The sequence below is a fragment of the Ferrimonas sediminum genome (genome assembly GCF_900100175.1).
GTDB lineage: Bacteria > Pseudomonadota > Gammaproteobacteria > Enterobacterales > Shewanellaceae > Ferrimonas > Ferrimonas sediminum.
On sequence record NZ_FNEM01000003.1, the window covers coordinates 84,183 to 107,180 of the forward strand.

The window sequence follows — 22,998 nt, forward strand, 5'->3', positions numbered from 1 at the left end:
GTTACCTTTTATGCACTTAACTAATTACGATAAAGAATACCATATCAGACAACGGCCACTGATGCATGGTTATCTATACAGTTATCCACGGCGGCGTCATCGCCTGCCCCGCCATGAAAAGGCCGGGCGGCTAAAACGAAAAAATGCCTCATAAAGAGGCACTTTTTAGGTAAATCAGAAGGCACCAGGCTTAGGCTGGCACGCTGTGCTGGGCGATAAGCACCCGACTGGTCTGTTTTACCTCTTCCATCACCACGTAGGTGCGAGTGTCTTTTACACCGGGCAGTTTCAACAGCGTTTCCGACAACAGCTGACGATAGGCGGACATGTCGCTAACACGAGTCTTCAGAAGGTAATCGAAGTCACCGGAGACCAGGTGACACTCTTGGATGTCATCCAGCGCCATCACTGAGTGGTTGAATTTATCGAACACTTCTGGGGAATCGCGGTTCAGGGTGATTTCGACATAAACCAACAAAGAGGCGCCAAGATAATGAGGATTTACCAGTGCGGTGTAGCCCTGGATAAAGCCTTGACGCTCAAGACGTTTTACCCGTTCCAGACAGGGCGTTGGGCTAAGGCCGACGCGCTTGGAGAGTTCAACATTGGAGATACGACCATCCTTTTGCAGTTCATTCAGGATGTTGCGGTCGATTCTATCCAACTCTTTGAGTGGCTTTTTCTTATTATATGCCATTATGTGCTTCCTTTTCCCTTCTTGGTTGGGATTTTATCCTAATAATGCCCAAATATATCGGAAGAAAAACTTCCGACTGAATAATATACTGATTCGCACCCGATAGCCACGAAAAAATCATATTCAGGCGCATAAATTCACTACATACGCCTATGGATTAGTAGAAAACAACAAAAGGGGAAAATATGATCATCGGTGTGCCAAAGGAGATTAAGAACCACGAATATCGTGCCGGCATGGTGCCAGCCAGTGTGCGGGAACTGACCCGTCGCGGCCATAAGGTACTGGTGCAAACCCAGGCGGGAAGCGGTATCGGGTTCGACGATCAAGACTACATCAACGCCGGCGCTGAGATCCTCGACAGCGCCGATGCCGTCTTCGCCAGCGCGGAGATGATTGTAAAGGTAAAAGAGCCTCAGGCAGTGGAACGCGCTATGCTGCGCCCCGGCCAAATCCTGTTTACCTACCTCCACCTGGCACCGGATCTGCCACAGACTCAGGATCTGGTGAACAGCGGCGCTGTCTGCATCGCCTACGAAACCGTGACCGACAATAAAGGTGGCCTGCCCCTGCTGGCACCGATGTCCGAAGTAGCCGGCCGTATGTCCATCCAGGCCGGTGCCCAGGCACTGGAGAAGTCCAACATGGGCCGGGGCATGCTGCTGGGTGGCGTCCCCGGTGTTGAGCCCGCCAAAGTGGTGGTCATCGGTGGCGGCATGGTCGGCCGCAACGCCGCCCTGATGGCCGTTGGCCTGGGTGCCGACGTCACCATCCTGGATCGTAACGTCAACGTATTGCGGGATCTCAATCACCAATTTGAGAACCGGGCCAAGGTGATCTACTCCACGGCCGAAGCGTTGGAAAAGCACGTTCTGGAGGCTGACCTGGTGATCGGTGGCGTCCTGATTCCGGGTGCTGCGGCACCGAAACTGATAACCCGTGAACACATCAGCAAGATGAAGCCCGGTGCCGCCATTGTCGATGTCGCCATCGACCAGGGGGGCTGCGTCGAAACCTCCAAAGCGACCACCCACCAGGATCCGGTGTTCATCGTCGATGATGTGGTGCACTACTGTGTGGCCAACATGCCCGGCGCCGTTCCCCGCACCTCCACCTTTGCCCTGAACAACGCCACCCTGCCCTACATCATTGCACTGGCAGAAAAAGGCTATAAACAGGCACTGCTGGACGACGAGCACCTGCTCAACGGCCTGAATGTCATCAACGGTAAAATCACCTGCGAAGAGGTGGCCGAAGCGCTGAACTTTGAGTTCTTCGACCCCCGCAGCGAACTGACTGGATAAAAAACCTGACAGGGCAATCGAAAAAAGGGGGCAAGAGCCCCCTTTTCTTTTGCCCGTCGGCCCCATAGAATCCGGACAATTCCGTATAAAAGGATGGAGACCCTAATGAGCCAGGTAAAACACTGTGGCCTTTTAATTCTAGGTTCCGGCCCCGCCGGCTACACCGCAGCGGTGTACGCCGCCCGAGCCAACCTGAACCCGGTGCTGATCACCGGCATGCAGCAAGGCGGACAGTTGACCACCACCACCGAGGTGGAGAACTGGCCTGGTGACGCCAGTGACCTGACCGGTCCGGCACTGATGCAGAGGATGCAGCAGCACGCGGAAAAATTTGATACCGAGATTCTGTTCGACCACATCAATGAGGTGGATCTAAGCACCCGCCCGTTCCGCCTCAAAGGCGACAGCGCCGAGTACACCTGTGATGCCCTGATTATCTCCACCGGTGCCTCCGCCAAGTATCTGGGACTGGACTCGGAAGAGGCGTTTAAGGGCCGCGGCGTTTCAGCCTGTGCCACCTGTGACGGCTTCTTTTACCGCAACAAGCCCGTGGCGGTAATCGGTGGCGGTAATACCGCAGTCGAAGAGGCTCTGTATCTGTCCAACATCGCGTCTGAAGTGCACCTGGTTCATCGCCGCGAAGGCTTCCGGGCCGAAAAGATCCTGATGAAACGCCTGAAGGACAAAGTGGAAAACGGCAACATCGTATTGCACACCGACCGTACCCTGGATGAGGTGCTGGGCGATGAGATGGGCGTTACCGGCGCCCGTATCAAAGACACCCGCTCCGACGCCACCGAAGAGCTGACCGTGGATGGCGTGTTTGTCGCCATCGGCCATCAGCCTAACACCGGCATCTTCGACGGCCAATTGGCGATGAAAGACGGCTACATCCTGGTACAGAGCGGCCTGGAGGGCAACGCCACCGCCACCTCGGTGGCCGGCGTCTTTGCGGCTGGCGACGTGATGGATCACAGCTATCGACAGGCGATCACCTCCGCCGGCACCGGCTGCATGGCGGCCCTGGATGCCGAGCGCTACCTGGATGCCCTGACCGACCAATAAAGTCGGCTCTTTCCACCTGAATCAAGAGGGAGCCGGTCTCCCTCTTATTGTTTGTCAAAGAAGAATCTATGGACAAAGCGTTACAGCGCCAACTCAATGGCTGGCTGCGCGGGGCCGCCAGGCCCGCCCGCAGCTGGCTGCTGCTTACCATCGGCTTCGGCTTGCTGGCCGGCATCTGCATCATCGGTCAGGCCTGGGTACTGGCCAACCTGCTGCATCAGTTGGTGATTGAGCAGGTCGACAAAACCACACTCACCAATGACTTCCTCCTGCTCGCGGCATTGATCGCCGCAAAATCCCTGGCCCTGGCTGGCCGGGAAGTGGCCAGTTTCCGCATCGGATCGCTGGTGCGCCACAACACCCGCCGGGCGATTTTGGATAAGCTTGACCGTCTCGGTCCGGCCTTTGCCAGCAGCAAAAGTGGCGGTGCCTGGACCACCATGCTGCTGGAACAGACCGAGCAGATGCAGGACTTCTTCTCCAAGTACCTGCCGCAGATGATGCTGGCCGGACTGATTCCGCTGATGATTCTGGTGCTGCTGTTTCCCATCAACTGGATCGCCGGCCTGATCCTGCTGGGCACCGCGCCGCTGACCGTGCTGTTTATGGCCATCATCGGCATGGGCGCCGCCGACGCCAATAAACGCAACTTTCAGGCCCTGGCACGACTATCCGGTACCTTCCTGGACCGGTTACGCGGTATGAGTACCATCCGCCAGTTTGCCGCAGCCCAGTCCCAAGCCGACACCCTGCGTGATGCCTCCGACGAGTTTCGGCAGCGAACCATGGAGGTGCTGAGAATGGCGTTCCTGTCGTCGGCGGTACTGGAGTTTTTTGCCGCCATCTCCATCGCCCTGATCGCGGTCTATTTTGGTTTCAGCTATCTGGGCCACCTGGATTTTGGCCATTATGGCGCTGGCATCACCCTGTTTACCGGCTTTCTGGTGCTGCTGCTGGCTCCGGAGTTTTATCAGCCGCTGCGGGATCTGGGGGCGTTTTATCACGCCAAAGCCCAGGCGCTGGGCGCGGCCGAGTCCATCGTCGATTTTCTGGATCATCAGTCCGAACTCAATCAGGGCGACCGCCGCCTCGACGCCGACTCACCGATGCACATCCGCGCCTCAAAGTTGGTAGTCTGTGCCCACGACCACACCCCGCTCACTCAGCCTGTGGACTTTGAACTGCTTCCCGGGCACAAACTGGCCCTGGTGGGCCCGTCCGGCGCCGGCAAGAGTTCGGTGATGAAAGCCCTGATGGGACTGTTACCCTACCAGGGCAGTCTCACCGTTGATGGCATCGAGGTCCGGGAACTCAGTCGCGACCCCTGGATGCGCCACTACAGCTGGCTGGGCCAAAATCCGGCCCTGGTGCACGGCAGCGTCCGTGACAACCTGCTGATGGGGCGTTGCGACATCGATGACGCCCGCCTGCGGCAGGCCTGTGAACACGCTCATCTGGATCAGGCCCTGGCCCAGTTCGACCAGGGTCTTGAGCACAAGGTGGGCGATCGCAACAGCGGCCTGTCCGTCGGTCAGGCCCAGCGCATCGCCCTGACCCGGGCTTTGCTCAAGGACGCGCCCTTGCTGCTGCTGGATGAGCCCACCGCCAGTCTGGATCAGCGCAGTGAACAACTGGTGATGGATGGGCTGAGGCAACACTGGGTCAACAAAAGCGTAGTGATGATCAGTCACCGCCGTGACAGCCTCAACGAGATGGACACCGTGGTCACCCTGACTGCCAAGGAGCACACCGATGCGTGATTTACTGCCCTTCGTGGCTCTGTTCCGTCCCCATTGGAAACCCATGCTGTTGGGGGTGTTTCTGGCTGTTCTCACCCTATGTGCCAGCATCGGCCTGCTGTCTCTGTCAGGCTGGTTTCTGGCCGCCTCGGCCAGTGCCGGCCTGGTGGTTGCCACCCGGGGACAGTTTAACTACATGTACCCTTCCGGTGGCGTTCGTGGCCTGTCCATCCTGCGTACCGCGGCTCGCTGGGCCGAGCGGGTCGTCAGCCATGACGCCACCTTTCGGCTGCTGACCGATCTTCGCGACCGGTTCTTCCGGGTCCTGGCTCCCCTTACCCCGGCGGATCGCAGTGATCTGCGCGATGGCGACCTGCTCAACCGCATGGTGGCCGACGTCGACACCCTGGATCACCTGTACCTGAGGCTGATCTCACCGCTGATTGCCGCCCTGGTGGCCATTGCACTGGTGTGCCTGCTGGTGGCCAGCTTCGACCCTCAGCTGGCGCTGACGCTCGGCGCCGTGCTAATGAGCCTGCTGGTACTGCTGCCGCTGCTGTTTTACCGCCTGGGCCGCCGTCCCGGCCAGCTGCTCGGCGACAGCACCCGTCTGCTGCGGCAGCAACTGGTGGATCTCATCAGCGCCCAGACCGAACTCAGTGTCTACGCCGCCACCGCCAACCAGAGGCAGAAGATTCACTCCGCCGAAAACCAGCTGATTGGCGCCCAGGCCAGGCTGACCCGGGTCACGGCCCTGTCCCAGGCCCTGTTGCAACTGCTCAACGGCTGGACGCTGGTGCTGATGCTGTACCTGGCCGCCGATCAGGTGGGCAGCGCGGCGCCTCCGGGGCCGCTGCTGGCGCTGATCGCCTTTGTCACCCTGGCCAGTTTTGAAGCCCTGATTCCGGTCGCCGGTGCCTTTCAGCACCTGAGCCACACCGTCAATGCCGCCCAGCGACTGAAACCGGTGTTGGAACAGCGCTCCAGCGTCCGCTTCGGCGATGCCGACTGGCAGCAGGGCAGCATCACCCTGGACAAGCTCCACTTCAGCTACCCAGGCAGTCCCAATCCGGCGGTCAACGGCGTGTCCCTGACATTGGCACCGGGGGAGAAGATCGCTCTGGTGGGCAAAACCGGCTGCGGCAAATCCACCCTGCTCAGCCTGCTCAGCCGTGAGTGGCAACCCCAATCCGGTCAGATCCGCCTCAATGACACCCCGTGGGAGTCGCTGTCCGAAACGGCCTTGCGGCAACAGCTCTGTGTTGTCGAGCAGCGGGTGCACGTCTTCAATGGCAGCCTGAGGGACAACCTGCTACTGGCCAGCCCCGACGCCGGCGACGCCCAATTGACTCAGGCGCTGACCCAGGTCGGACTGAGTGCCCTGCTGGACGGGGAGGGCCTGAATCAGTGGCTGGGAGAGGGCGGGCGTCAGCTGTCCGGTGGTGAAGCCCGCCGCATCGGTCTGGCCCGGGCACTGCTGCACCCGGCACAGCTGCTGTTGATGGATGAGCCCACAGAAGGACTGGACGATGCCACCGAGGGCGAGGTGCTCAAGCAGTTGCTGCAAGGGACCCGCAGCATCATCTACGTCACCCATAAGCAGGCGGGACTGGCGCAGATGGATCGGATCCTACACATGGAGCAGGGGCAGATTCGGTCCTGACCCAGACAACAAGGGCGCCTGCAGGCGCCCTTGTCTTTAGCGGAGTGTTACATCGCCTTGTCCACCCGGACACTGCCGCCCTGAAGGTACACCAGCCGGACTTCATCCCCGGCCTGGAACAGCATGCTGGGGTCCCGATCCTGCAACACCATCAGCTGCTCTCCGGCCTCGGTCTTCACTATTAGCTCCACCAGCCGAATCTGCCGCACCTGATAGGCCGGATTATTGTTGTGTACCATACCGGCGCCCAGCAGCGCCCCGACCACGGTTGCCACGTCTTTACCCGATCCACCACCAAACTGGTTGCCAATCAGACCGCCTACCAGGGCACCGCCAAAGGTTTTCCAGCCCCGGTTGCGATCCTCCACCAATTCATCCTGCGTCACCTGGCGCACAGATTCCACTGTGGCATAATCCACCTTCTGAACCGGCACCGCCTGGTTGCGATTGTAGACCTGAGCCTGGGCCTGCACCGTCACCAACAGCATCAAAGCCAGTAATCCTCGTTTCACCCACATGATTTTTTCGCTAACTTTAATAGATACACGGTTTAATAGTACGCCTTATGGTTAAAGTTGTCCGTTACCTGAATACTGAAAGTCACTGGTTTCCTACCCCGCAGGAAGCTCTGAATGACCCCAATGGCCTGCTGGCCATCGGCGGCGACCTGTCACCGAAGCGTTTGATACAGGCCTATCACAGTGGCATCTTTCCCTGGTTCAATCCCGATGAGCCCATTTTGTGGTGGTCGCCGGATCCCAGGGCCGTGTTCCGGGTAAACGATCACCATGCCGGCAAAAGCCTTCGAAAGAGCCTACGCCGCGCGGGGTGGCAGATAACCTTGAATCGGGATTTTGCCGCCGTCATCGATGGCTGCGCCGCCCCCCGGGCCAAACAGGACGGCACTTGGATCAGCGCGGCCATGCGACAAAGTTACCTGACACTGCACCGGATGGGGGTCGCCCACTCCATCGAGGTCTGGGATGGCGACCAACTGGTTGGAGGGCTGTATGGCCTGCGGGTGGGCGGACTGTTTTGCGGCGAATCGATGTTTCACCGCCAGACTGACGCTTCCAAGGTGGCCTTCTGGGCCCTCAACCATCACCTGCACCAGTGTGGCATCGACTGGATTGACGCCCAGGTTCCCAACGCTCACCTGGCTAACCTGGGAGCCAGAACCCTGTCGCGGGATCGGTTTCTCAACCTGCTGGCCAGGCACCGGGATCAGCCTGTCTGCGCCAGTCAGTGGCAGACCCGGGAGATTGAGTTAGATGTCTGAAGTCAGCCGCCTGCCCGTGGGACTCAGCCAGCCGTTCGACTGCAGCTACCGGCCGGAGAAGAAGGAGCAGCTGCTCATCGTCCAAAGCAAGATGACGCCGGCTCACTTCGAGGGGTTGATGCGACTGGGGTTTCGTCGCAGTGGCAGTGACGTCTACCGGCCTCACTGTCCCGAGTGCCGTTCCTGTCAGCCGATACGGGTAGAAGCCGCCCGCTTTCGCCCCAGCCGTTCGCAAAAACGGATCCTGGCCAAAAACCGCGATCTGATCTGGAGCCAGGTGGACACCCCCACCGATGAGCATCGGCGCCTGTACCACGACTACATTCGCCTTCGACACCACGACGGCCCCATGTTTCCGCCCACCGACGAGCAGTTCAACCGGTTCCTGCCCTGCTCCTGGCTGCCGCAACGCTATCTGGAGGCTCGATTGGATGGCCGTCTGGTACTGGTCGCGGTCACCGATGAACTGGAGCATGCCCTGTCGGCGGTCTACACCTTTTTTGCACCGGATCTGGCCCAGCGCTCCCTCGGAGTACTGGGCATTCTCAAACAGCTGGAGCTGGCACAACAACGGAACAAAGCCTTTCTGTACCTGGGCTATCAGATCGATGAGTGCCGGAAAATGGCCTACAAAACTCACTATCGGCCCTACCAGGTTCTCGTCACAGGAGGATGGCAAGCCATTGATTAATAATGCAACATCATGCCTGTCTGTTTAACCTGCCAGAGTACAGAGACAAAGTTGGTGACACCGGCAGGGGAAACTGGGCGGGGAGCGCCGATGTGGCGTATAGTTGGAACAGGTGTCAGCTTTCGACCGCTGCGAAGGAAAGCCGCTGAACAGCCTGATGAAGCGCGCATTTCGCCGCTGATGGGTATAACTTTACAGTGGCCGGTTTTTACGGCATGATACGCCCGATTTTTGTTTCGTAACAGGATAACCATTTAATGGCAAAAGAAGACAGTATTGAGATGCAGGGGACCATTTTGGAAACCCTACCTAACACTATGTTCCGTGTTGAGTTGGAAAATGGTCACGTTGTTACCGCCCACATCTCTGGTAAAATGCGTAAGAACTACATCCGTATCCTGACTGGTGATACCGTTACTGTAGCTCTGACTCCTTACGACCTGACCAAGGGCCGCATCGTCTTCCGCTCCCGTTAATCGCCTGTTCCGACTGCGCGATGCACTCGCGCCACAGACCGATTAAAATAAAAGCCCAGCTCGATGCTGGGCTTTTTAGTGGCCGGAGCACACCGCCTCCGAGGGCGGTGGCCCTATCAGGTTTCAGTAACGGTGCTGTCCTCACTGGAGTAATCGAAACACAGTTCGTCCGCTTTCACGCAGACGCTGACCTCGCCCCCCTGCTGCAGACGACCGAAAAGAATCTCATTGGCCAGCGGCTTTTTCAGCTGCTCCTGCACCAATCGGCTCATGGGGCGAGCCCCCATGTTCTGATCGTAACCCTTCTCAGCCATCCAGACCCGGGCATCCTCATCCACAGTCAGGGTCACGCCCTTATCGTCCAGCTGCGCCTGCAGCTCCACCAGGAACTTATCCACCACCTTGGCGATCACCTGCATATCCAGGTGATTGAACCAGACGATGGAGTCGAGACGGTTACGAAACTCAGGGGTAAACACCCGATTAATTTCGCTCATGGCATCGAGACTGTGATCCTGCTGACGGAAGCCAATGGACTTACGCACCGTCTCCTGCACCCCGGCATTGGTGGTCATCACCAGAATCACATTACGAAAGTCCGCCTTGCGACCGTTATTGTCGGTCAAAGTACCGTGATCCATCACCTGCAACAGCAGGTTATAGACATCCGGGTGCGCTTTTTCAATCTCATCCAGCAGCACCACACTGTGGGGTTGCTTGAGCACGGCATCGGTCAGCAATCCACCCTGATCGTAACCAACGTAGCCCGGAGGGGCGCCCACCAAACGGCTGACGCTGTGACGCTCCATGTACTCGGACATATCAAACCGAATCAGCTCAATCCCAAGCAATCTGGCCAACTGTTGAGTGATCTCGGTTTTCCCCACCCCGGTCGGACCGGCCAGCAGGAAGTTACCCACAGGCCTGTCTTCATTGCCCAGGCCACTGCGAGACAGGCGAATGGCCGCCGTCAGCGAATCGATGGCCTGATCCTGGCCGAACACCACCAGCTTCAGGTTGCGATCCAGGTTGGCCAGCAGATCCTTATCCGACGCCGACACCGACTTCTCCGGGATGCGGGCGATTTTGGCGATAATGCTCTCGATGTCGGTCACCGACACCGTCTTCTTACGCTTGGAGGGTGGCAACAGCGCCATACGGGCCCCGGCCTCATCGATGACGTCGATGGCTTTATCCGGCAGGTGACGTTCATTAATGTGCTTGGCCGACAGTTCGGTGGCGGCAGTCAGGGCCGACTGGGTATAGCGTACTCCATGGTGCTGTTCGTAACGCTCTTTCAGCCCCTGCAGAATGCGAATGGTCTCCGGCACACTGGGCTCGACCACGTCAATCTTCTGGAATCGGCGCGCCAGGGCGCGATCTTTCTCAAAGATTCCCTGGAACTCCTGGTAGGTGGTGGAGCCGACACAGCGCAACTTACCGCTGGATAGCAGTGGTTTCAAAAGGTTAGAAGCATCCATCATGCCGCCACTGGCGGCGCCGGCACCGATGATGGTGTGAATCTCATCGATAAACAGGATGGCGTTCTTGCGCCGCTGCAGTTGCCGCAGCACCGCCTTGAAGCGCTTCTCGAAGTCACCGCGGTATTTGGTGCCCGCCAGCAGCGAGCCCATGTCGAGGCTGAAGATGATGCAGTTTTTCATCACCTCAGGTACCTGCTCATTCACAATCCGATAGGCCATGCCTTCGGCAATGGCGGTTTTACCGACCCCGGCTTCCCCCACCAGCAGAGGGTTGTTTTTGCGGCGGCGGCACAGCACCTGAATCGCCCGCTCCAGCTCGGAGTCCCGGCCAATCAGCGGATCAATCAGGCCGGCCTGGGCCTGTTCGTTCAGGTTGGTGGCGAAGTTCTCCAGCTTTTCGCTGCCCTCGCCAGACTCCTCGCTCTGAATCTCGTCCTGAGGGCCGTCATTGCTGGCATCAAGCTCGTCGCTGCCGCCTTTGACCACCCCATGGGCAATAAAATTAACCACGTCGAGGCGGGTTACATCGGATTTTCGCAGCAGGTACACCGCCTGGGACTCCTGCTCGCTGAAGATGGCCACCAGCACATTGGCACCGGACACCTCATTGCGGCCGCTGCTCTGGACATGGAAAACCGCCCGCTGCAGCACTCGCTGAAAGCCGAGCGTAGGTTGAGTCTCACGCTCCTCGTCGTCCTCGGGGATCAGTGGCGTTGTCTGCTCAATGAAGCCCTCGATCTCCTGCTTGAGGGTCACCAGCTTGGCGCCGCAGGCTTCCAGGGCTTCTTTGGCTGCCGGATTGTCCAGCAGGGCAAGCAGCAGATGCTCCACGGTCATAAACTCATGGCGGCTGCTTTTGGCCCTTTGAAACGCGTTATTCAAGGTCAATTCGAGATCTTTGTTCAGCATATAGATTTCCCCTGAGTTACGTTGCACATGCCTGTTAGACGCGCTCTGTTGAGCACAACAGAGGGTGGTCGTTTTCACGGGCGTAGCGGTTGACCTGGGCAGCCTTGGTCTCGGCCACATCCAGGGTATACAAACCGCATACGCCTTTTCCCTGATAGTGGATCGCAAGCATTATTTCCGTTGCTTGTTCAACTGTTTTCGAAAAATATTTCTGCAGGACCAGTACCACAAAATCCATGGGGGTGTAGTCGTCGTTGTTCAGTATCACTTTGTACTGAGGGGGTGGCTCTACCGCCTGTTGTTGAGATTCCTTTTCAACAACAAAATCTGTTTGGCTCTCTCTGCTCATAGTAAAAGCGTAGTCACTTTGGGTCGATTTGTTGAAGATTGTGCGGTAATAAAGTCTTGACTCCCATGTTATCCATTTGTTAATAGATAGGGAGTCAACATCATAGTTGGCCGCTATGTTTCATTCCTATCTCTGTTATATGGGTGAAACCAGACGATTACAAGACGATTCAAGACAATGGAAGGAAGTCGAGGTATGGCTAACGGAACGGTTAAGTGGTTTAACAACGCCAAAGGATTCGGATTTATCTGCCCAGAGACTGGCGGCGAGGACGTGTTCGCGCACTACTCCACCATCCAGATGGAAGGGTATCGCACGCTGAAAGCTGGCCAAACTGTGGAATTTGAAATAGAGCAGGGCCCCAAGGGCATGCACGCTTCAAACATCACCCCCGCCAAGTAACACCTGGCCGAAGGCCGAAAAAAAGCAGACCCGAGGGTCTGCTTTTTTATGTAAGCGGGTTTATCACCCTCAATTACATGTTGTCGATGATGGCATCGCCAAACTCGGAACAGCTCAGCAGCGTGGCATCGTCCATCAAGCGATCGAAGTCATAGGTCACGGTTTTGGCGGCAATCGCCCCTTCCATGCCGTTGACGATCAGATCCGCCGCTTCGATCCAGCCCATGTGGCGCAGCATCATCTCACCGGAAAGAATCAGAGAGCCGGGGTTCACCTTGTCCTGGCCAGCGTACTTGGGCGCGGTGCCGTGGGTCGCTTCGAACAGCGCCACACCGTCACCGATGTTGGCACCAGGAGCGATGCCGATGCCGCCCACCTGAGCCGCCAGTGCGTCGGAGATGTAATCGCCATTGAGGTTCATGGTGGCGATGACGTCATACTCCGCCGGACGCAGCAAAATTTGCTGCAGGAAGGCATCGGCAATCACATCTTTAATGATGATCTCTTTGCCGGTGTTGGGGTTGGTCATCTTGCACCAGGGTCCGCCATCGAGCAGCTCGGCGCCAAACTCTCGCTGGGCCAGTTCATAACCGAAGTCCTTAAAGGCCCCCTCGGTGAACTTCATGATGTTGCCTTTGTGCACCAGGGTCAGTGAATCGCGATCGTTGTCGATGGTGTACTGAATCGCCGCCCGCACCAGGCGCTCGGTGCCGGCCTTGGAGATCGGCTTGATGCCGATGCCGCAGTTATCTTCGAAGCGGATCTTGGTGGCGCCCATCTCCTCGGTCAGGAACTTGATCACCTTGTCGGCCTCGGCCGTGCCCGCCTGCCATTCGACACCGGCGTAGATATCTTCACTGTTCTCACGGAAGATCACCATGTCGGTCAGCTCAGGCTGCTTCAACGGGCTTGGGGTACCGCTGTAATAGCGAACCGGACGCAAACACACATAAAGATCCAATTGCTGACGCAGGGCCACGTTCAAAGAGCGGATACCGCCGCCCACCGGCGTGGTCAACGGGCCCTTAATGGCCACAGCGTAATCCTTGACCGCCTCCAGGGTCTCTTCTGGCAACCAGGTATCGGCGCCATACACCTGGGTGGATTTCTCACCGCAGTAGATCTCCATCCAGTGAATCTTGCGCTCACCGCCATAGGCTTTTTCGATGGCAGCATCCAGGACTTTTCGCATTGGCGGGGTCACATCCACACCGATACCGTCGCCTTCGATAAATGGAATGATGGGTTCATTGGGGACGTTCAGCGCACCGTTGTCGGTAACCGTGATCTTCTGACCTTCGGCAGGAACGACAATCTTTGACTCCATGTTATTCTCCTTTTTCCTTGCGCTTAATGTGCGGCCGACTCTGCGACCGGCAGTTTGAGCTTTGTCACAATTCGCCGTCATCATAAAACATTCCGCTTATTTTAGAAACGATCAGCCGGTGAACTGTTCGCCAGTATTCACCAGCTCCGAACCAGGCTCCATTGCACCTTGGTCTAGTCCCCAAACGCAAAGACCGGTACACTGTCGCCATGCAAAAACAACGCCCATTCAAAGCCGCCAAGCGGCCTGGACAGCGACCCGCGCCACGACCGAAACGCCCTCGCGGCCCCCGGCAGGTGCTGCTGTTCAACAAACCCTTCGACGTATTGACGCAATTTACCGATGACGCCAATCGAGCCACCCTTAAAGATTACATTCCCGTCGAGGGGGTGTACGCCGCCGGGCGCCTCGACCGGGACAGCGAAGGCCTGCTGGTGCTGACCAACGACGGTCAGCTGCAGGCCAAACTGACCCAGCCAGGCAAAAAGACCAGCAAGACCTACTGGGTTCAGGTGGAAGGGGTGCCCAGCGATGACGCCCTGGTCCAGTTGCGTCAGGGGGTCACCCTCAATGACGGCCCTACCCTGCCGGCCAAAGTAGAGCGCATCGACGAGCCGGCCATGCTGTGGCCCCGCACCCCCCCCATTCGGGAGCGCAAGTCGATTCCAACCTGCTGGCTGGCCATCACTCTGATAGAGGGACGCAACCGCCAGGTGAGGCGCATGACCGCCCACATCGGTCACCCGACCCTGAGGCTGATTCGCTATCGAATGGGTAACTGGACCCTCGACGGTCTCGACAGCGGCGACTACCGGCAGGTGTAAGGGGCGACGGTTCGAATCTGACGAACATTTTTTGATTGCCCCCTTGAAGCCATTCGCCAATAGCCCCATATGGCCAATTCATGGTAAAATCTGCGCCCGCGCACAAATGGGCGCATTTTTCTTTTTGCACTTACTCTATTCGGAAATAGCGTGTCTATGTCAGATAACCGTTCCAAGAAGGTGATCGTCGGCATGTCCGGCGGCGTTGATTCCTCCGTGTCCGCCTACCTGCTGATGCAACAGGGCTATCAGGTCGAAGGCCTGTTTATGAAAAACTGGGAAGAGGACGATACCGAAGAGTATTGCGCCGCTGCCCAGGATCTGGCCGATGCCCAGGCGGTGTGTGACAAGCTGGGAATCACTCTGCACAGCATCAACTTTGCTGCCGAATACTGGGACAACGTGTTCGAGTACTTCCTCGAGGAGTACAAAGCGGGCCGCACCCCCAACCCAGACATCATGTGCAACAAAGAGATCAAGTTTAAGGCATTCCTGGAGTTCTCTGCCGAAGCGCTGGGCGCCGACTACATCGCCATGGGCCACTATGTCCGCCGCCGTCAGACCGCCGACGGCCGCTTCGAGATGCTACGGGGCCTGGACAGTAACAAAGACCAGAGCTACTTCCTGTATACCCTGAGTAGCGAGCAGGTCGGGCAAACCCTGTTCCCCGTCGGCGATCTCGAAAAACCGGAAGTACGCCGCATTGCCGAAGAGCAGGGTCTGGTCACCGCCGGCAAAAAAGACAGCACCGGCATCTGCTTTATCGGTGAGCGCAAATTCACCGATTTTCTGGCCCAGTACCTGCCCGCCCAGCCCGGCGACATCGAAACCGTGGACGGCGAGTGCATCGGTACCCATCAGGGCTTGATGTATCACACCCTGGGCCAGCGCAAGGGCCTGGGCATCGGTGGCATGAAGGAGTCCGGCGCCGAGCCTTGGTATGTGGTGGACAAAGACCTGAAACGCAACGTGCTGGTGGTAGCTCAAGGCGCCGATCATCCGCGGCTGTTCTCCAACGGCCTGGTGGCCAACCAGCTGCACTGGGTCGATCGCTGCGGGCCCGCCGACGGCAGCAAATTAAGTATTAAAACCCGTTATCGCCAACAAGATATTCCTTGTTCCATCAAGGTATTGGATAATGGCGACCTTGAAGTCCTGTTTGACGAGCCGGTCTCCTCCGTGACTCCGGGCCAGTCTGCCGTGTTCTACGACGGCGACGTGTGCCTGGGCGGTGGCATTATCGACGCAGTCATTCGTTAACGGAAACTGAGATGCAAGATAACCTGCAAGCACGCACCATGGCTTTTGCCGCCCTGTCCCAGGCCATCTGGCAGGTGCAACAGCTGTCCCGTTATGGCCGGGTAGACGAAGACGCCATGGCCATGAGCCTGAACGCCATCCTGATCACCGATCCGGACAACCCGGAGGAGGTGTACGATCGCGAACGCCTTAACGCCGGCTATCGTACCCTGGTGGATCAGATTGGCGACGGCAACCGCAAAGACGTCGATCTGACCCGCTACATCGTCGGCATCATGGCACTGGAGAGAAAGCTGGCCAAAAACCAGGCTGCGCTCAGCATGCTGAGTGAGCGTCTGTCTCAGGTGAAACGCCAGCTGCACCACTTTGAGATCACCGATCCCCAGGTACTGGCCAACCTGTCTTCCATCTACAGCGACGTCATCAGCCCTCTCGGGGCCAAGATTCAGGTGGTGGGCAATCCAGAGCAGTTGCAGCAGACAGTGAATCAGAACCGCATTCGGGCCCTGCTGCTCGGTGCCATTCGGGCGGCGGTGTTATGGCGTCAACTCGGCGGCAAGCGGCGACAGCTGATGTTTGCCCGCAGCGCCATGGTGAAAACCGCCATGCAGGCGATTAAATAGAATACTCATAAGATGCGCTGGGATCCCCGGCGCATCTTCATTATAACGAACCGTTGCCCGAGCAATGGTCATACTCTCTGACTTTGTACCCAAGGAGATTTACATGGAGCTGTCCAGCCTTACTGCCGTCTCACCCGTTGATGGCCGTTATGGAAGCAAAACCGCCCCTCTTCGTTCCATTTTCAGCGAATACGGCCTGGTAAAATACCGGGTTCAGGTAGAGATCAGCTGGCTCAAGCTGCTGGCCGCCTGTCCGGACATCACCGAAGTGCCCTGCTTTTCCGAACAGGCACTGGCGACACTGGATGCCATCACCGCCAATTTCAGCGAGACGGACGCCGCCCGGGTCAAAGAGATCGAGCGTACCACCAACCACGATGTGAAAGCGGTGGAGTACTTCATCAAAGAGCGCATCGCCGACTGCGCCGAGCTGCACGCCATTAACGAGTTTGTCCACTTTGCCTGCACCAGCGAAGACATCAACAACCTGTCCCACGGTCTGATGCTGACCGAAGCCCGGGATCAGGTGCTGCTGCCTTACTGCCAGCAACTGGTCGACGCCATCAAGGATCTGGCCCGCCGCTACGCCACCATTCCGATGATGGCCCGCACCCACGGCCAACCCGCTTCTCCCACCACCATGGGCAAGGAGATGGCCAACGTCGCCATTCGACTGGAGCGACAAGTAAAACAGATCGCCCAGGTGGAGATTCTCGGCAAGCTGAACGGTGCCGTGGGCAACTACAACGCCCACCTGTCCGCCTACCCGAATGTGGACTGGCATCACCTGTCCGAGCGCTTTGTGTCAGGCCTGGGCCTGACCTGGAACCCCTGGACCACCCAGATCGAACCGCACGACTACATCGCCGAGCTGTTCGATGCCTTCGCCCGCTTCAACACCATCCTGCTGGACTTCGATCGTGACCTGTGGGGCTACATCGCCCTGGGCCACTTCAAGCAAAAAACCGTTGCCGGCGAGATTGGGTCCTCCACCATGCCGCACAAGGTTAACCCCATCGACTTCGAAAACTCCGAAGGCAACCTGGGTCTGGCCAATGCGTTGTTCGGTCACCTGGCCGCCAAGCTACCGGTATCCCGCTGGCAGCGTGACCTGACCGACTCCACCGTGTTGCGCAACCTGGGTGTGGGAGCTGGCTACAGCCTGATCGCCTACCAATCCACCCTCAAAGGGATCAGCAAGCTGGAGGTGAACGAGCAAAGCCTGCTGGATGAACTGAACAACAACTGGGAGCTGCTGGCCGAACCGATTCAGACGGTAATGCGCCGCTATGGCATCGAAAAGCCGTACGAGAAGCTTAAAGAGTTGACCCGGGGTAAACGCGTCAACCAGCAGATCATGGCCGAGTTTATCGATGGCCTGGCCCTGCCAGACAACGTCAAAGCGGAGCTGAAGCAGCTGACACCGGCCAACTACATCGGCCACGCTCACGGCTTTATCGAACAGCTGTAATCGCCCAAAACACTCTATTTAACGCCACCCTACGGGTGGCGTTTTTGTATCAGCAACCCAATCCCTTGCCGTTGAACTAGGCTTGTCTGAATCATTCCTCACCGCTGGGTGATTCCATGAAGCCACGCATTTTGACATTGTTGTGCCTGTTGCTGACGTTTATCGGCTGCAAGCCATCCCCGGAAACCACCGCTACCGTCAAAGTCCGACCGGTAAAGCTGGTTACTCTGGACAATACCGCCCTGGCCACCACCTACCAGTTTCCCGCAGTCATAGACGCCTCCAAAGACGCCGATCTCAGCTTTCAGGTCAGCGGCCTGCTGCAGGAGCTGAACATCATGGAGGCGCAACAGGTTAAACAGGGCGACGTGTTGGCGATGCTGGATCAGCGCGATTTCATCAATAAGCTGGCCTCGGCCAAGGCGGAGTACGATAACGCCGAACGCGAATACCGGCGACTGGAGCAGGTCGCCTCCAAAGGGCTGATCTCCCAAAGCGAGCTGACCAAGCAACGCTCCGCCCGTGATATTGCCAAAGCCAACCTGGGCATCGCCGAAAAAGCCCTTAGCGACAGCGTCATCACCGCCCCCTTCGACGGCACCATCGCTCAGATCCCGGTGACCAAATTACAAAACGTCACCGCCGGTGACCTGATCGCCAAGATGATCGACACCTACGAACTGGAGGTGAAATTCGATGTGCCCTCCCGGCTGATTCAAGACAACACGCCCCCCAGGATAGAGGTAATGCTCAATGCCGATCCCAGCCGCCGCTTCGAGGCCAGATTCAAGGAGCTGGGACTGATCGCCGATCCCAACTCCCAGACCTACCCGGTCACCATGGTAATCACTCCGCCGCAAGATCGGCTGGTACTCCCAGGCATGCTGGCCACGGTGGAAGTGATTCCTGAATCTGCTGACCAGGCCAGCATGGTCGCCATCCCCATGGCCGCGGTCCAGTCCCAGGGGGACAGCACCTACGTTTGGCTATTCAATGAAGCCAGCTCCACCGTCAGTCGTCGTGACATCGAGGTCGATGACGACATCGGTGAACAGATTCGGGTTCGCCAGGGGCTTCAGATGGGTGACACCATCGTCGGCGCAGGGGCCGCCTACCTCGCCGAAGGGATGGAGGTGCGACCATGGCAGGACTGAACCTGGCGGAATTCAGCATCCGCAGCACCGTACTCAGCGTCATCGTCATCCTACTGGTGATCGCCGGAGGCTGGAACGCCTACCAGGAGATGCCCAGACTGGAAGATCCGGACTTTACCATTCGCGAAGCGCCTGTGATCACCCTCTACCCCGGCGCCAGCCCGGAGGAGGTGGCCGAAGAGGTCACCGATCCTCTGGAACAGGCGATTCAGGAGATGCAGGAGGTGGACACCATCGAGTCGATCTCCGCCGACGGCTACTCGGAGATCAAGGTCAACATCAAGTACGAATTTTCCACCACCAAGGATGCCCTGAGCCTGGTGTGGACCAAACTGCGCAACAAGGTGCGAGACGCCCAGGTAGAGCTGCCTCCAGGCACCTATGAGTCGGTGGTGGTCGACGATTTTGGTGATGTCTACGGTCTCTACTACCTGATCACCGGCGAAGGGTTCAGTGCCGCCGAACTGCGTCGCTACGCCAAGGCGCTGCAAAACGAGCTGCTGCAGGTGGAGGACGTCGCCAAAGTCAGCCTGGGGGGAGAACAGAGTGAAGCGATTTACGTTGAGATCTCCCGCGCCCACGCCACTGCATTGGGGGTGTCCATCAACACCATCTACGACATCCTGCAGCGACAGAACGCCGTCAGCGATGCCGGCACCGTTAAGATTGGCGATCTGCGGGTCACCATCTACCCCTCGGGCACCATCGACTCAGTGGAGGCGATACGCAGCCTGCAGGTCTCCGACAGCGCCGATGGCCGGGTAGTCTACCTGAGGGACATCGCCAACGTCTGGCGAGGCTACCAGACCCCCAGAGACCACAGCTACCGCTACAACGGCCAGGAAGCGATCGCCATCGGCATCTCCGGCGTTCTGGGCAGCAACATCGTTAAGGTGGGCCAGGCCATTGACGCCAAACTGGCGGAGTCCACCAGTCGACGCCCCTGGGGCATCGAGGTCCATCAGTTTTATCATCAGGGGCAGGAGGTGGCCAACTCAGTTCAAGGCTTTGTAACCAATGTGGTCGCCGCTCTTGCGATCGTGGTGGTGACCCTGTTTTTGTTCATGGGATTCAAGTCCGCCTCGGTGATCGGTGCCATCTTGCTGCTGACCATCGCCGCGACCCTGGCCACCATGCAGATAGGCGGGATCCCCATGCACCGCATCTCGCTGGGGGCACTGATCATCGCCCTGGGGATGATGGTCGACAACGCCATTGTGGTCACCGAAGGCATACTGGTCGGGATGCAAAAAGGCGCCCGAAAGCTGGCCATCGCCAAGTCGGTGGTAGCCCAGACTCAGTGGCCGCTGTTGGGAGGCACCCTGGTGGGAATCATCGCCTTTGCCCCCATCGGTTTTGCCCCCGGCGACACCGCCGAGTACACCGGCCACCTGTTCTGGGTCATCCTGATCTCCCTGATGTACAGCTGGCTGTTCGCCCTGACCCTGACTCCGCTGTTTTGCTACTGGCTGTTTAAAGAGCAGACACCAGAGGGTGACACAGACAATAACGACGGCGCCTTTACCCGCGCCTACAAGGCCAGCCTCAAGCTTGCCCTGAAGTTACGCCTGCTGGTGTGTGCCGGGGTGGTCGCGCTGTTCATCGCCTCGGTCTGGGGCTTCCAGTTTGTCAAAGAGGGGTTCTTTCCGGCCTCCACCTCTCCGCAGATGGTGGTGGATTACTGGCTGCCCCAGGGCAGCGACATCGATCGCACCTATCAGGATCTCAGCCAAATTGAAGCCTATGTCCGTCAACAGCAGGGGGTGGTCGGGGTCACCAGCACCATCGGCGCCGGAGGCCTGCGCTACATGCTGATATACGCTCCCGAATCCCCCAATGACGCCTACGGCCAATTGTTGATTCGACTGCAGGATTACCGCCAGGCCGATGAGCTGATCCCCCGTATTCAGAACTACATCGATGATCACTACCCCAACGGCCAGGCCAAGGTGTGGCGTTTTGTATTGGGGCCGGGCGGCGGCTCCAAAATTGAAGCCACTTTTAAAGGTTCGGATCGGGTGATCCTCCGGCAGCTGGCGGATCAGGCCAAGTCCATCATGATCGCCGACGGCGGAGCCATGGCAATTCAGGACGACTGGCGGCAACCGATCAGCGTCATTGAGCCAATCTATTCCGATGCCGAAGCCCGCCGGGCCGGCATTAACCGCGAAGATCTGGCCGCTGCCCTGCTGACCAACTTTTCCGGCCGGCAGATCGGTACCTACCGCGAGTTTGATGACCTGATCCCCATCATCGCCCGGGCACCGGCCCTGGAACGGGTCGGCATCGAAGAACTGCGCAACATTCAGGTGCTCAGCTCCAGCACCGGCCGCACCGTTCCCATCACTCAGGTCACCGATGACATCCGCACCGTCTGGCGCAACGGCCAGTTGCGGCGCGAGGATCGCATCTGGACCATCAAGGCCCAGAGCGACCCGCTGCCGGGGGATCTGGCGTCGGATCTGCTCAGGCGCATTCGGCCACAGGTAGAGGCCATTGCCCTGCCCGACGGCTACAGCCTGGAGTGGGATGGTGAGTTTGGCGACTCCAGCGAGTCCCAGCAGGATCTGGCCTCCACCATTCCCCTTGGCGTGCTGTTTATGGTGATCATCGTGTTTGTACTGTTTGGCAGCGTCCGCCAACCGCTGATGATCTGGTTGGTGGTGCCCCTGGCCCTGATTGGGGTGGTTGCCGGCCTGCTGCTGACCAGAACACCGATGGAGTTCATGGGGATTCTGGGACTGCTGTCGCTGTCGGGGCTGCTGATCAAAAACGCCATCGTACTGGTGGATCAGATCGATCTGGAGATCAGTGACGGCAAACCCGCCTACCAGGCCATCGTCGATGCCTCTGCCAGCCGGGTCCGCCCGGTGATGATGGGGGCCCTGACCACGGTTCTGGGGGTGCTGCCGCTGTACGCCGACGCCTTTTTCCGCTCCATGTCCGTGGTATTGGTTGGCGGGCTCTCATTTGCCACCGTGCTGACCCTGATCCTCATTCCGGTGTTGTACGCGCTGTTTTTCAGAGTTCCAACCCCCGCCCCCTGAGCATGTATAATCCGGGCCTGCCAAGCAGGCCCGTTTATTTTTCAAGGACACCTATGTATTCGTTGCAACCGGACAACCTCGACGCCATTCGCCACCACTGGCAACACCGCCCGTTGTATATTCCCACCGCCTTTGCCGACTTTGTCGACCCGTTGGAGCCGGATGAGGTGGCCGGGGTGGCCCTTGAAGAGGCCGCCAGCAGCCGCGTCGTGATTCAGGAGAGCGGCCAATGGCGCGCCGAACCCGGCCCCATTGAGGATTTCAGCCGCTTTGGGGATCAGGGCTGGCAGTTACTGGTGCAGGCGGTCAACCATTTTGTGCCGGCGGCAGCCGAACTGGCCTATGCGTTTCGATTCCTGCCGGACTGGCGCTTTGACGACCTGATGGTCTCCTTTGCCGTGCCCGGCGGTGGCGTCGGTCCCCACATCGATAACTACGACGTCTTTATTATTCAGGGGCAAGGGCGACGGCGCTGGCAAGTCGGCGACCGCGGCCGGCATCGACCCCGTCCGGGGCACCAAACCATGGCCCTGGTGGAGGATTTTGACGCCATCATCGATGTGGAGATGGCACCGGGCGACCTGCTTTACATTCCTCCTGGCTACCCCCACTGCGGCCAGACCCTGGCCCCCTCCCTCTCCTACTCGGTGGGGTTTCGGGCCCCCAGCCAGCAGGAGCTCATCGGTCAGCTGGCAGACCACCTGCAGGATCAAGACCTGGGCAATACACGCTTTGTTTCCAGTACCGAGCCGACACAGCCACAGCGCATCAGCCTGTCGCACCAGCAGGGGATGGCCAAGCTGATCAACCAGCTGATGGCCGACCCTGACACCCTGGGGCCGATGCTCGGCACCCTGCTCAGCCAAAACCGCTTTGAGCTGGATCTGCAGCCACCGCAGCCGCCATTGACCCTGTCGCAGCTGCAACACGCCCTGCAACACGGCGCGCATCTGCAACGGGTAGGAGGATTAAAGTGCCTGCAACTGGAAGGCGACGACTCCAGCCTGTTTCTGGACGGCCAACGCTGGGCCCTGCCCGGCAGCCTTGGCAACGCCGCCACCGATCTGGCCCGGTATCACCGACTGGAGGGCCACAGGCTCACGCCCCTGCTGGCCTGCCCCAAGGCCGCCGACGAGCTGCTGCAGTGGGTCAACCAGGGCTACTGGTATCTGGATGATGACGACCGGGATTGAGCATAAAAAAGGGGAGCCAACGGCTCCCCTATTTGGGTGGT

20 protein-coding genes are annotated in these 22,998 nt (G+C 58.6%); 15 read left to right on the plus strand and 5 right to left on the minus strand.

Translation table 11 applies throughout. The features are described 5' to 3' along the window. Positions 1–190 precede the first annotated feature (190 nt). Entirely contained in the window at positions 191–697 is a 507-nt protein-coding gene (lrp, locus tag BLT77_RS04760) for a leucine-responsive transcriptional regulator Lrp (protein WP_028113551.1), read from the minus strand. 185 nt (positions 698–882) lie between these two features. On the opposite strand from lrp, the gene ald reads away from it, so the two are divergent. The 4 genes from ald (at position 883) to cydC (ending at position 6,468) form a co-directional block, all read left to right on the plus strand. Continuing rightward, on the plus strand, positions 883–2,001 hold the full coding sequence (gene ald / locus BLT77_RS04765) for an alanine dehydrogenase (protein WP_090362848.1): 1,119 nt from the start codon (positions 883–885) through the stop codon (positions 1,999–2,001). 105 nt (positions 2,002–2,106) lie between these two features. Continuing rightward, entirely contained in the window at positions 2,107–3,066 is a 960-nt protein-coding gene (trxB, locus tag BLT77_RS04770; RefSeq protein WP_090362851.1) for a thioredoxin-disulfide reductase, read from the plus strand. A 68-nt stretch (positions 3,067–3,134) separates the two neighbouring features. Beyond that, the gene (gene cydD, locus BLT77_RS04775) at positions 3,135–4,826 is read left to right on the plus strand and encodes a heme ABC transporter permease/ATP-binding protein CydD (protein ID WP_090362853.1); all 1,692 of its coding nucleotides are present in this window, start codon (positions 3,135–3,137) and stop codon (positions 4,824–4,826) included. Beyond that, entirely contained in the window at positions 4,819–6,468 is a 1,650-nt protein-coding gene (gene cydC / locus BLT77_RS04780; protein WP_090362856.1) for a heme ABC transporter ATP-binding protein/permease CydC, read from the plus strand. The genes cydD and cydC overlap by 8 nt, the downstream gene beginning before the upstream one ends. A gap of 47 nt (positions 6,469–6,515) precedes the next feature. Here the strand turns inward: cydC and BLT77_RS04785 are convergent, their stop codons facing one another. Continuing rightward, positions 6,516–6,956, minus strand: coding sequence for an outer membrane lipoprotein (locus tag BLT77_RS04785; RefSeq protein ID WP_245709882.1), 441 nt, complete (start codon positions 6,954–6,956; stop codon positions 6,516–6,518). Positions 6,957–7,033: 77 nt separating this feature from the next. Between BLT77_RS04785 and aat the strand changes: the two genes are divergently transcribed. The 3 genes from aat to infA all read left to right on the plus strand — a co-directional run bounded on the left by aat (position 7,034) and on the right by infA (position 8,914). Beyond that, on the plus strand, positions 7,034–7,747 hold the full coding sequence (aat, locus tag BLT77_RS04790; protein WP_090362861.1) for a leucyl/phenylalanyl-tRNA--protein transferase: 714 nt from the start codon (positions 7,034–7,036) through the stop codon (positions 7,745–7,747). After that, positions 7,740–8,438 carry an arginyltransferase gene (locus BLT77_RS04795; protein ID WP_090362864.1) on the plus strand — a complete coding sequence of 233 codons (699 nt, stop codon included), beginning with the start codon at positions 7,740–7,742 and terminating at the stop codon, positions 8,436–8,438. Before aat ends, BLT77_RS04795 begins: the two co-directional genes overlap by 8 nt. Before the next feature lie 257 nt (positions 8,439–8,695). Continuing rightward, positions 8,696–8,914: a translation initiation factor IF-1 gene (gene infA / locus BLT77_RS04800; protein ID WP_028113557.1), complete on the plus strand. Its 219-nt coding sequence runs from the start codon at positions 8,696–8,698 to the stop codon at positions 8,912–8,914. 116 nt (positions 8,915–9,030) lie between these two features. Here infA and clpA read toward each other — a convergent pair whose 3' ends face one another. Further along, entirely contained in the window at positions 9,031–11,307 is a 2,277-nt protein-coding gene (gene clpA, locus BLT77_RS04805) for an ATP-dependent Clp protease ATP-binding subunit ClpA (protein WP_090362867.1), read from the minus strand. 34 nt (positions 11,308–11,341) lie between these two features. After that, the gene (gene clpS / locus BLT77_RS04810; RefSeq protein WP_028113559.1) at positions 11,342–11,656 is read right to left on the minus strand and encodes an ATP-dependent Clp protease adapter ClpS; all 315 of its coding nucleotides are present in this window, start codon (positions 11,654–11,656) and stop codon (positions 11,342–11,344) included. Between the two features lie 195 nt (positions 11,657–11,851). Between clpS and cspD the strand changes: the two genes are divergently transcribed. Continuing rightward, positions 11,852–12,058, plus strand: coding sequence for a cold shock domain-containing protein CspD (cspD, locus tag BLT77_RS04815; protein WP_090362870.1), 207 nt, complete (start codon positions 11,852–11,854; stop codon positions 12,056–12,058). Between the two features lie 73 nt (positions 12,059–12,131). On the opposite strand, the gene icd is transcribed toward cspD, so the two are convergent. Continuing rightward, entirely contained in the window at positions 12,132–13,385 is a 1,254-nt protein-coding gene (gene icd, locus BLT77_RS04820; protein ID WP_090362873.1) for an NADP-dependent isocitrate dehydrogenase, read from the minus strand. A 209-nt stretch (positions 13,386–13,594) separates the two neighbouring features. Here icd and rluE point away from each other — a divergent pair, with 209 nt between their 5' ends. The 7 genes from rluE to BLT77_RS04855 all read left to right on the plus strand — a co-directional run bounded on the left by rluE (position 13,595) and on the right by BLT77_RS04855 (position 22,957). Beyond that, positions 13,595–14,209 (plus strand): 23S rRNA pseudouridine(2457) synthase RluE, encoded by a 615-nt coding sequence (gene rluE, locus BLT77_RS04825; RefSeq protein WP_090362876.1) that lies wholly within the window; start codon positions 13,595–13,597, stop codon positions 14,207–14,209. Between the two features lie 156 nt (positions 14,210–14,365). Continuing rightward, positions 14,366–15,469, plus strand: a complete 1,104-nt coding sequence (gene mnmA, locus BLT77_RS04830; RefSeq protein WP_090362879.1) for a tRNA 2-thiouridine(34) synthase MnmA — start codon at positions 14,366–14,368, stop codon at positions 15,467–15,469. An 11-nt stretch (positions 15,470–15,480) separates the two neighbouring features. After that, positions 15,481–16,092 (plus strand): high frequency lysogenization protein HflD, encoded by a 612-nt coding sequence (gene hflD, locus BLT77_RS04835; protein WP_090362883.1) that lies wholly within the window; start codon positions 15,481–15,483, stop codon positions 16,090–16,092. A gap of 103 nt (positions 16,093–16,195) precedes the next feature. After that, positions 16,196–17,563 carry an adenylosuccinate lyase gene (gene purB, locus BLT77_RS04840; protein ID WP_090362885.1) on the plus strand — a complete coding sequence of 456 codons (1,368 nt, stop codon included), beginning with the start codon at positions 16,196–16,198 and terminating at the stop codon, positions 17,561–17,563. A 116-nt stretch (positions 17,564–17,679) separates the two neighbouring features. After that, the gene (locus BLT77_RS04845) at positions 17,680–18,717 is read left to right on the plus strand and encodes an efflux RND transporter periplasmic adaptor subunit (RefSeq protein WP_090362888.1); all 1,038 of its coding nucleotides are present in this window, start codon (positions 17,680–17,682) and stop codon (positions 18,715–18,717) included. Further along, a complete protein-coding gene (locus BLT77_RS04850) occupies positions 18,705–21,764 on the plus strand; it encodes an efflux RND transporter permease subunit (RefSeq protein ID WP_245709872.1) in 3,060 nt (1,019 codons plus the stop codon). The genes BLT77_RS04845 and BLT77_RS04850 overlap by 13 nt, the downstream gene beginning before the upstream one ends. 53 nt (positions 21,765–21,817) lie before the next feature. After that, positions 21,818–22,957 carry a JmjC domain-containing protein gene (locus tag BLT77_RS04855; protein WP_090362891.1) on the plus strand — a complete coding sequence of 380 codons (1,140 nt, stop codon included), beginning with the start codon at positions 21,818–21,820 and terminating at the stop codon, positions 22,955–22,957. Positions 22,958–22,998: the final 41 nt, after the last annotated feature.

Bases quoted from the DNA above. Each gene is read 5' to 3' on its own strand.
- lrp (WP_028113551.1), bottom strand. From the start codon at position 697: ATGGCATATAATAAGAAAAAGCCACTCAAAGAGTTGGATAGAATCGAC.
- trxB (WP_090362851.1), top strand. From the start codon at position 2,107: ATGAGCCAGGTAAAACACTGTGGCCTTTTAATTCTAGGTTCCGGCCCC.
- clpA (WP_090362867.1), bottom strand. From the start codon at position 11,307: ATGCTGAACAAAGATCTCGAATTGACCTTGAATAACGCGTTTCAAAGG.
- cydC (WP_090362856.1), top strand. From the start codon at position 4,819: ATGCGTGATTTACTGCCCTTCGTGGCTCTGTTCCGTCCCCATTGGAAA.
- BLT77_RS04845 (WP_090362888.1), top strand. From the start codon at position 17,680: ATGAAGCCACGCATTTTGACATTGTTGTGCCTGTTGCTGACGTTTATC.
- mnmA (WP_090362879.1), top strand. From the start codon at position 14,366: ATGTCAGATAACCGTTCCAAGAAGGTGATCGTCGGCATGTCCGGCGGC.
- BLT77_RS04850 (WP_245709872.1), top strand. From the start codon at position 18,705: ATGGCAGGACTGAACCTGGCGGAATTCAGCATCCGCAGCACCGTACTC.
- icd (WP_090362873.1), bottom strand. From the start codon at position 13,385: ATGGAGTCAAAGATTGTCGTTCCTGCCGAAGGTCAGAAGATCACGGTT.
- clpS (WP_028113559.1), bottom strand. From the start codon at position 11,656: ATGAGCAGAGAGAGCCAAACAGATTTTGTTGTTGAAAAGGAATCTCAA.
- BLT77_RS04785 (WP_245709882.1), bottom strand. From the start codon at position 6,956: ATGCTGTTGGTGACGGTGCAGGCCCAGGCTCAGGTCTACAATCGCAAC.
- hflD (WP_090362883.1), top strand. From the start codon at position 15,481: ATGCAAGATAACCTGCAAGCACGCACCATGGCTTTTGCCGCCCTGTCC.
- infA (WP_028113557.1), top strand. From the start codon at position 8,696: ATGGCAAAAGAAGACAGTATTGAGATGCAGGGGACCATTTTGGAAACC.
- cydD (WP_090362853.1), top strand. From the start codon at position 3,135: ATGGACAAAGCGTTACAGCGCCAACTCAATGGCTGGCTGCGCGGGGCC.
- rluE (WP_090362876.1), top strand. From the start codon at position 13,595: ATGCAAAAACAACGCCCATTCAAAGCCGCCAAGCGGCCTGGACAGCGA.
- BLT77_RS04855 (WP_090362891.1), top strand. From the start codon at position 21,818: ATGTATTCGTTGCAACCGGACAACCTCGACGCCATTCGCCACCACTGG.
- aat (WP_090362861.1), top strand. From the start codon at position 7,034: ATGGTTAAAGTTGTCCGTTACCTGAATACTGAAAGTCACTGGTTTCCT.
- BLT77_RS04795 (WP_090362864.1), top strand. From the start codon at position 7,740: ATGTCTGAAGTCAGCCGCCTGCCCGTGGGACTCAGCCAGCCGTTCGAC.
- ald (WP_090362848.1), top strand. From the start codon at position 883: ATGATCATCGGTGTGCCAAAGGAGATTAAGAACCACGAATATCGTGCC.
- purB (WP_090362885.1), top strand. From the start codon at position 16,196: ATGGAGCTGTCCAGCCTTACTGCCGTCTCACCCGTTGATGGCCGTTAT.
- cspD (WP_090362870.1), top strand. From the start codon at position 11,852: ATGGCTAACGGAACGGTTAAGTGGTTTAACAACGCCAAAGGATTCGGA.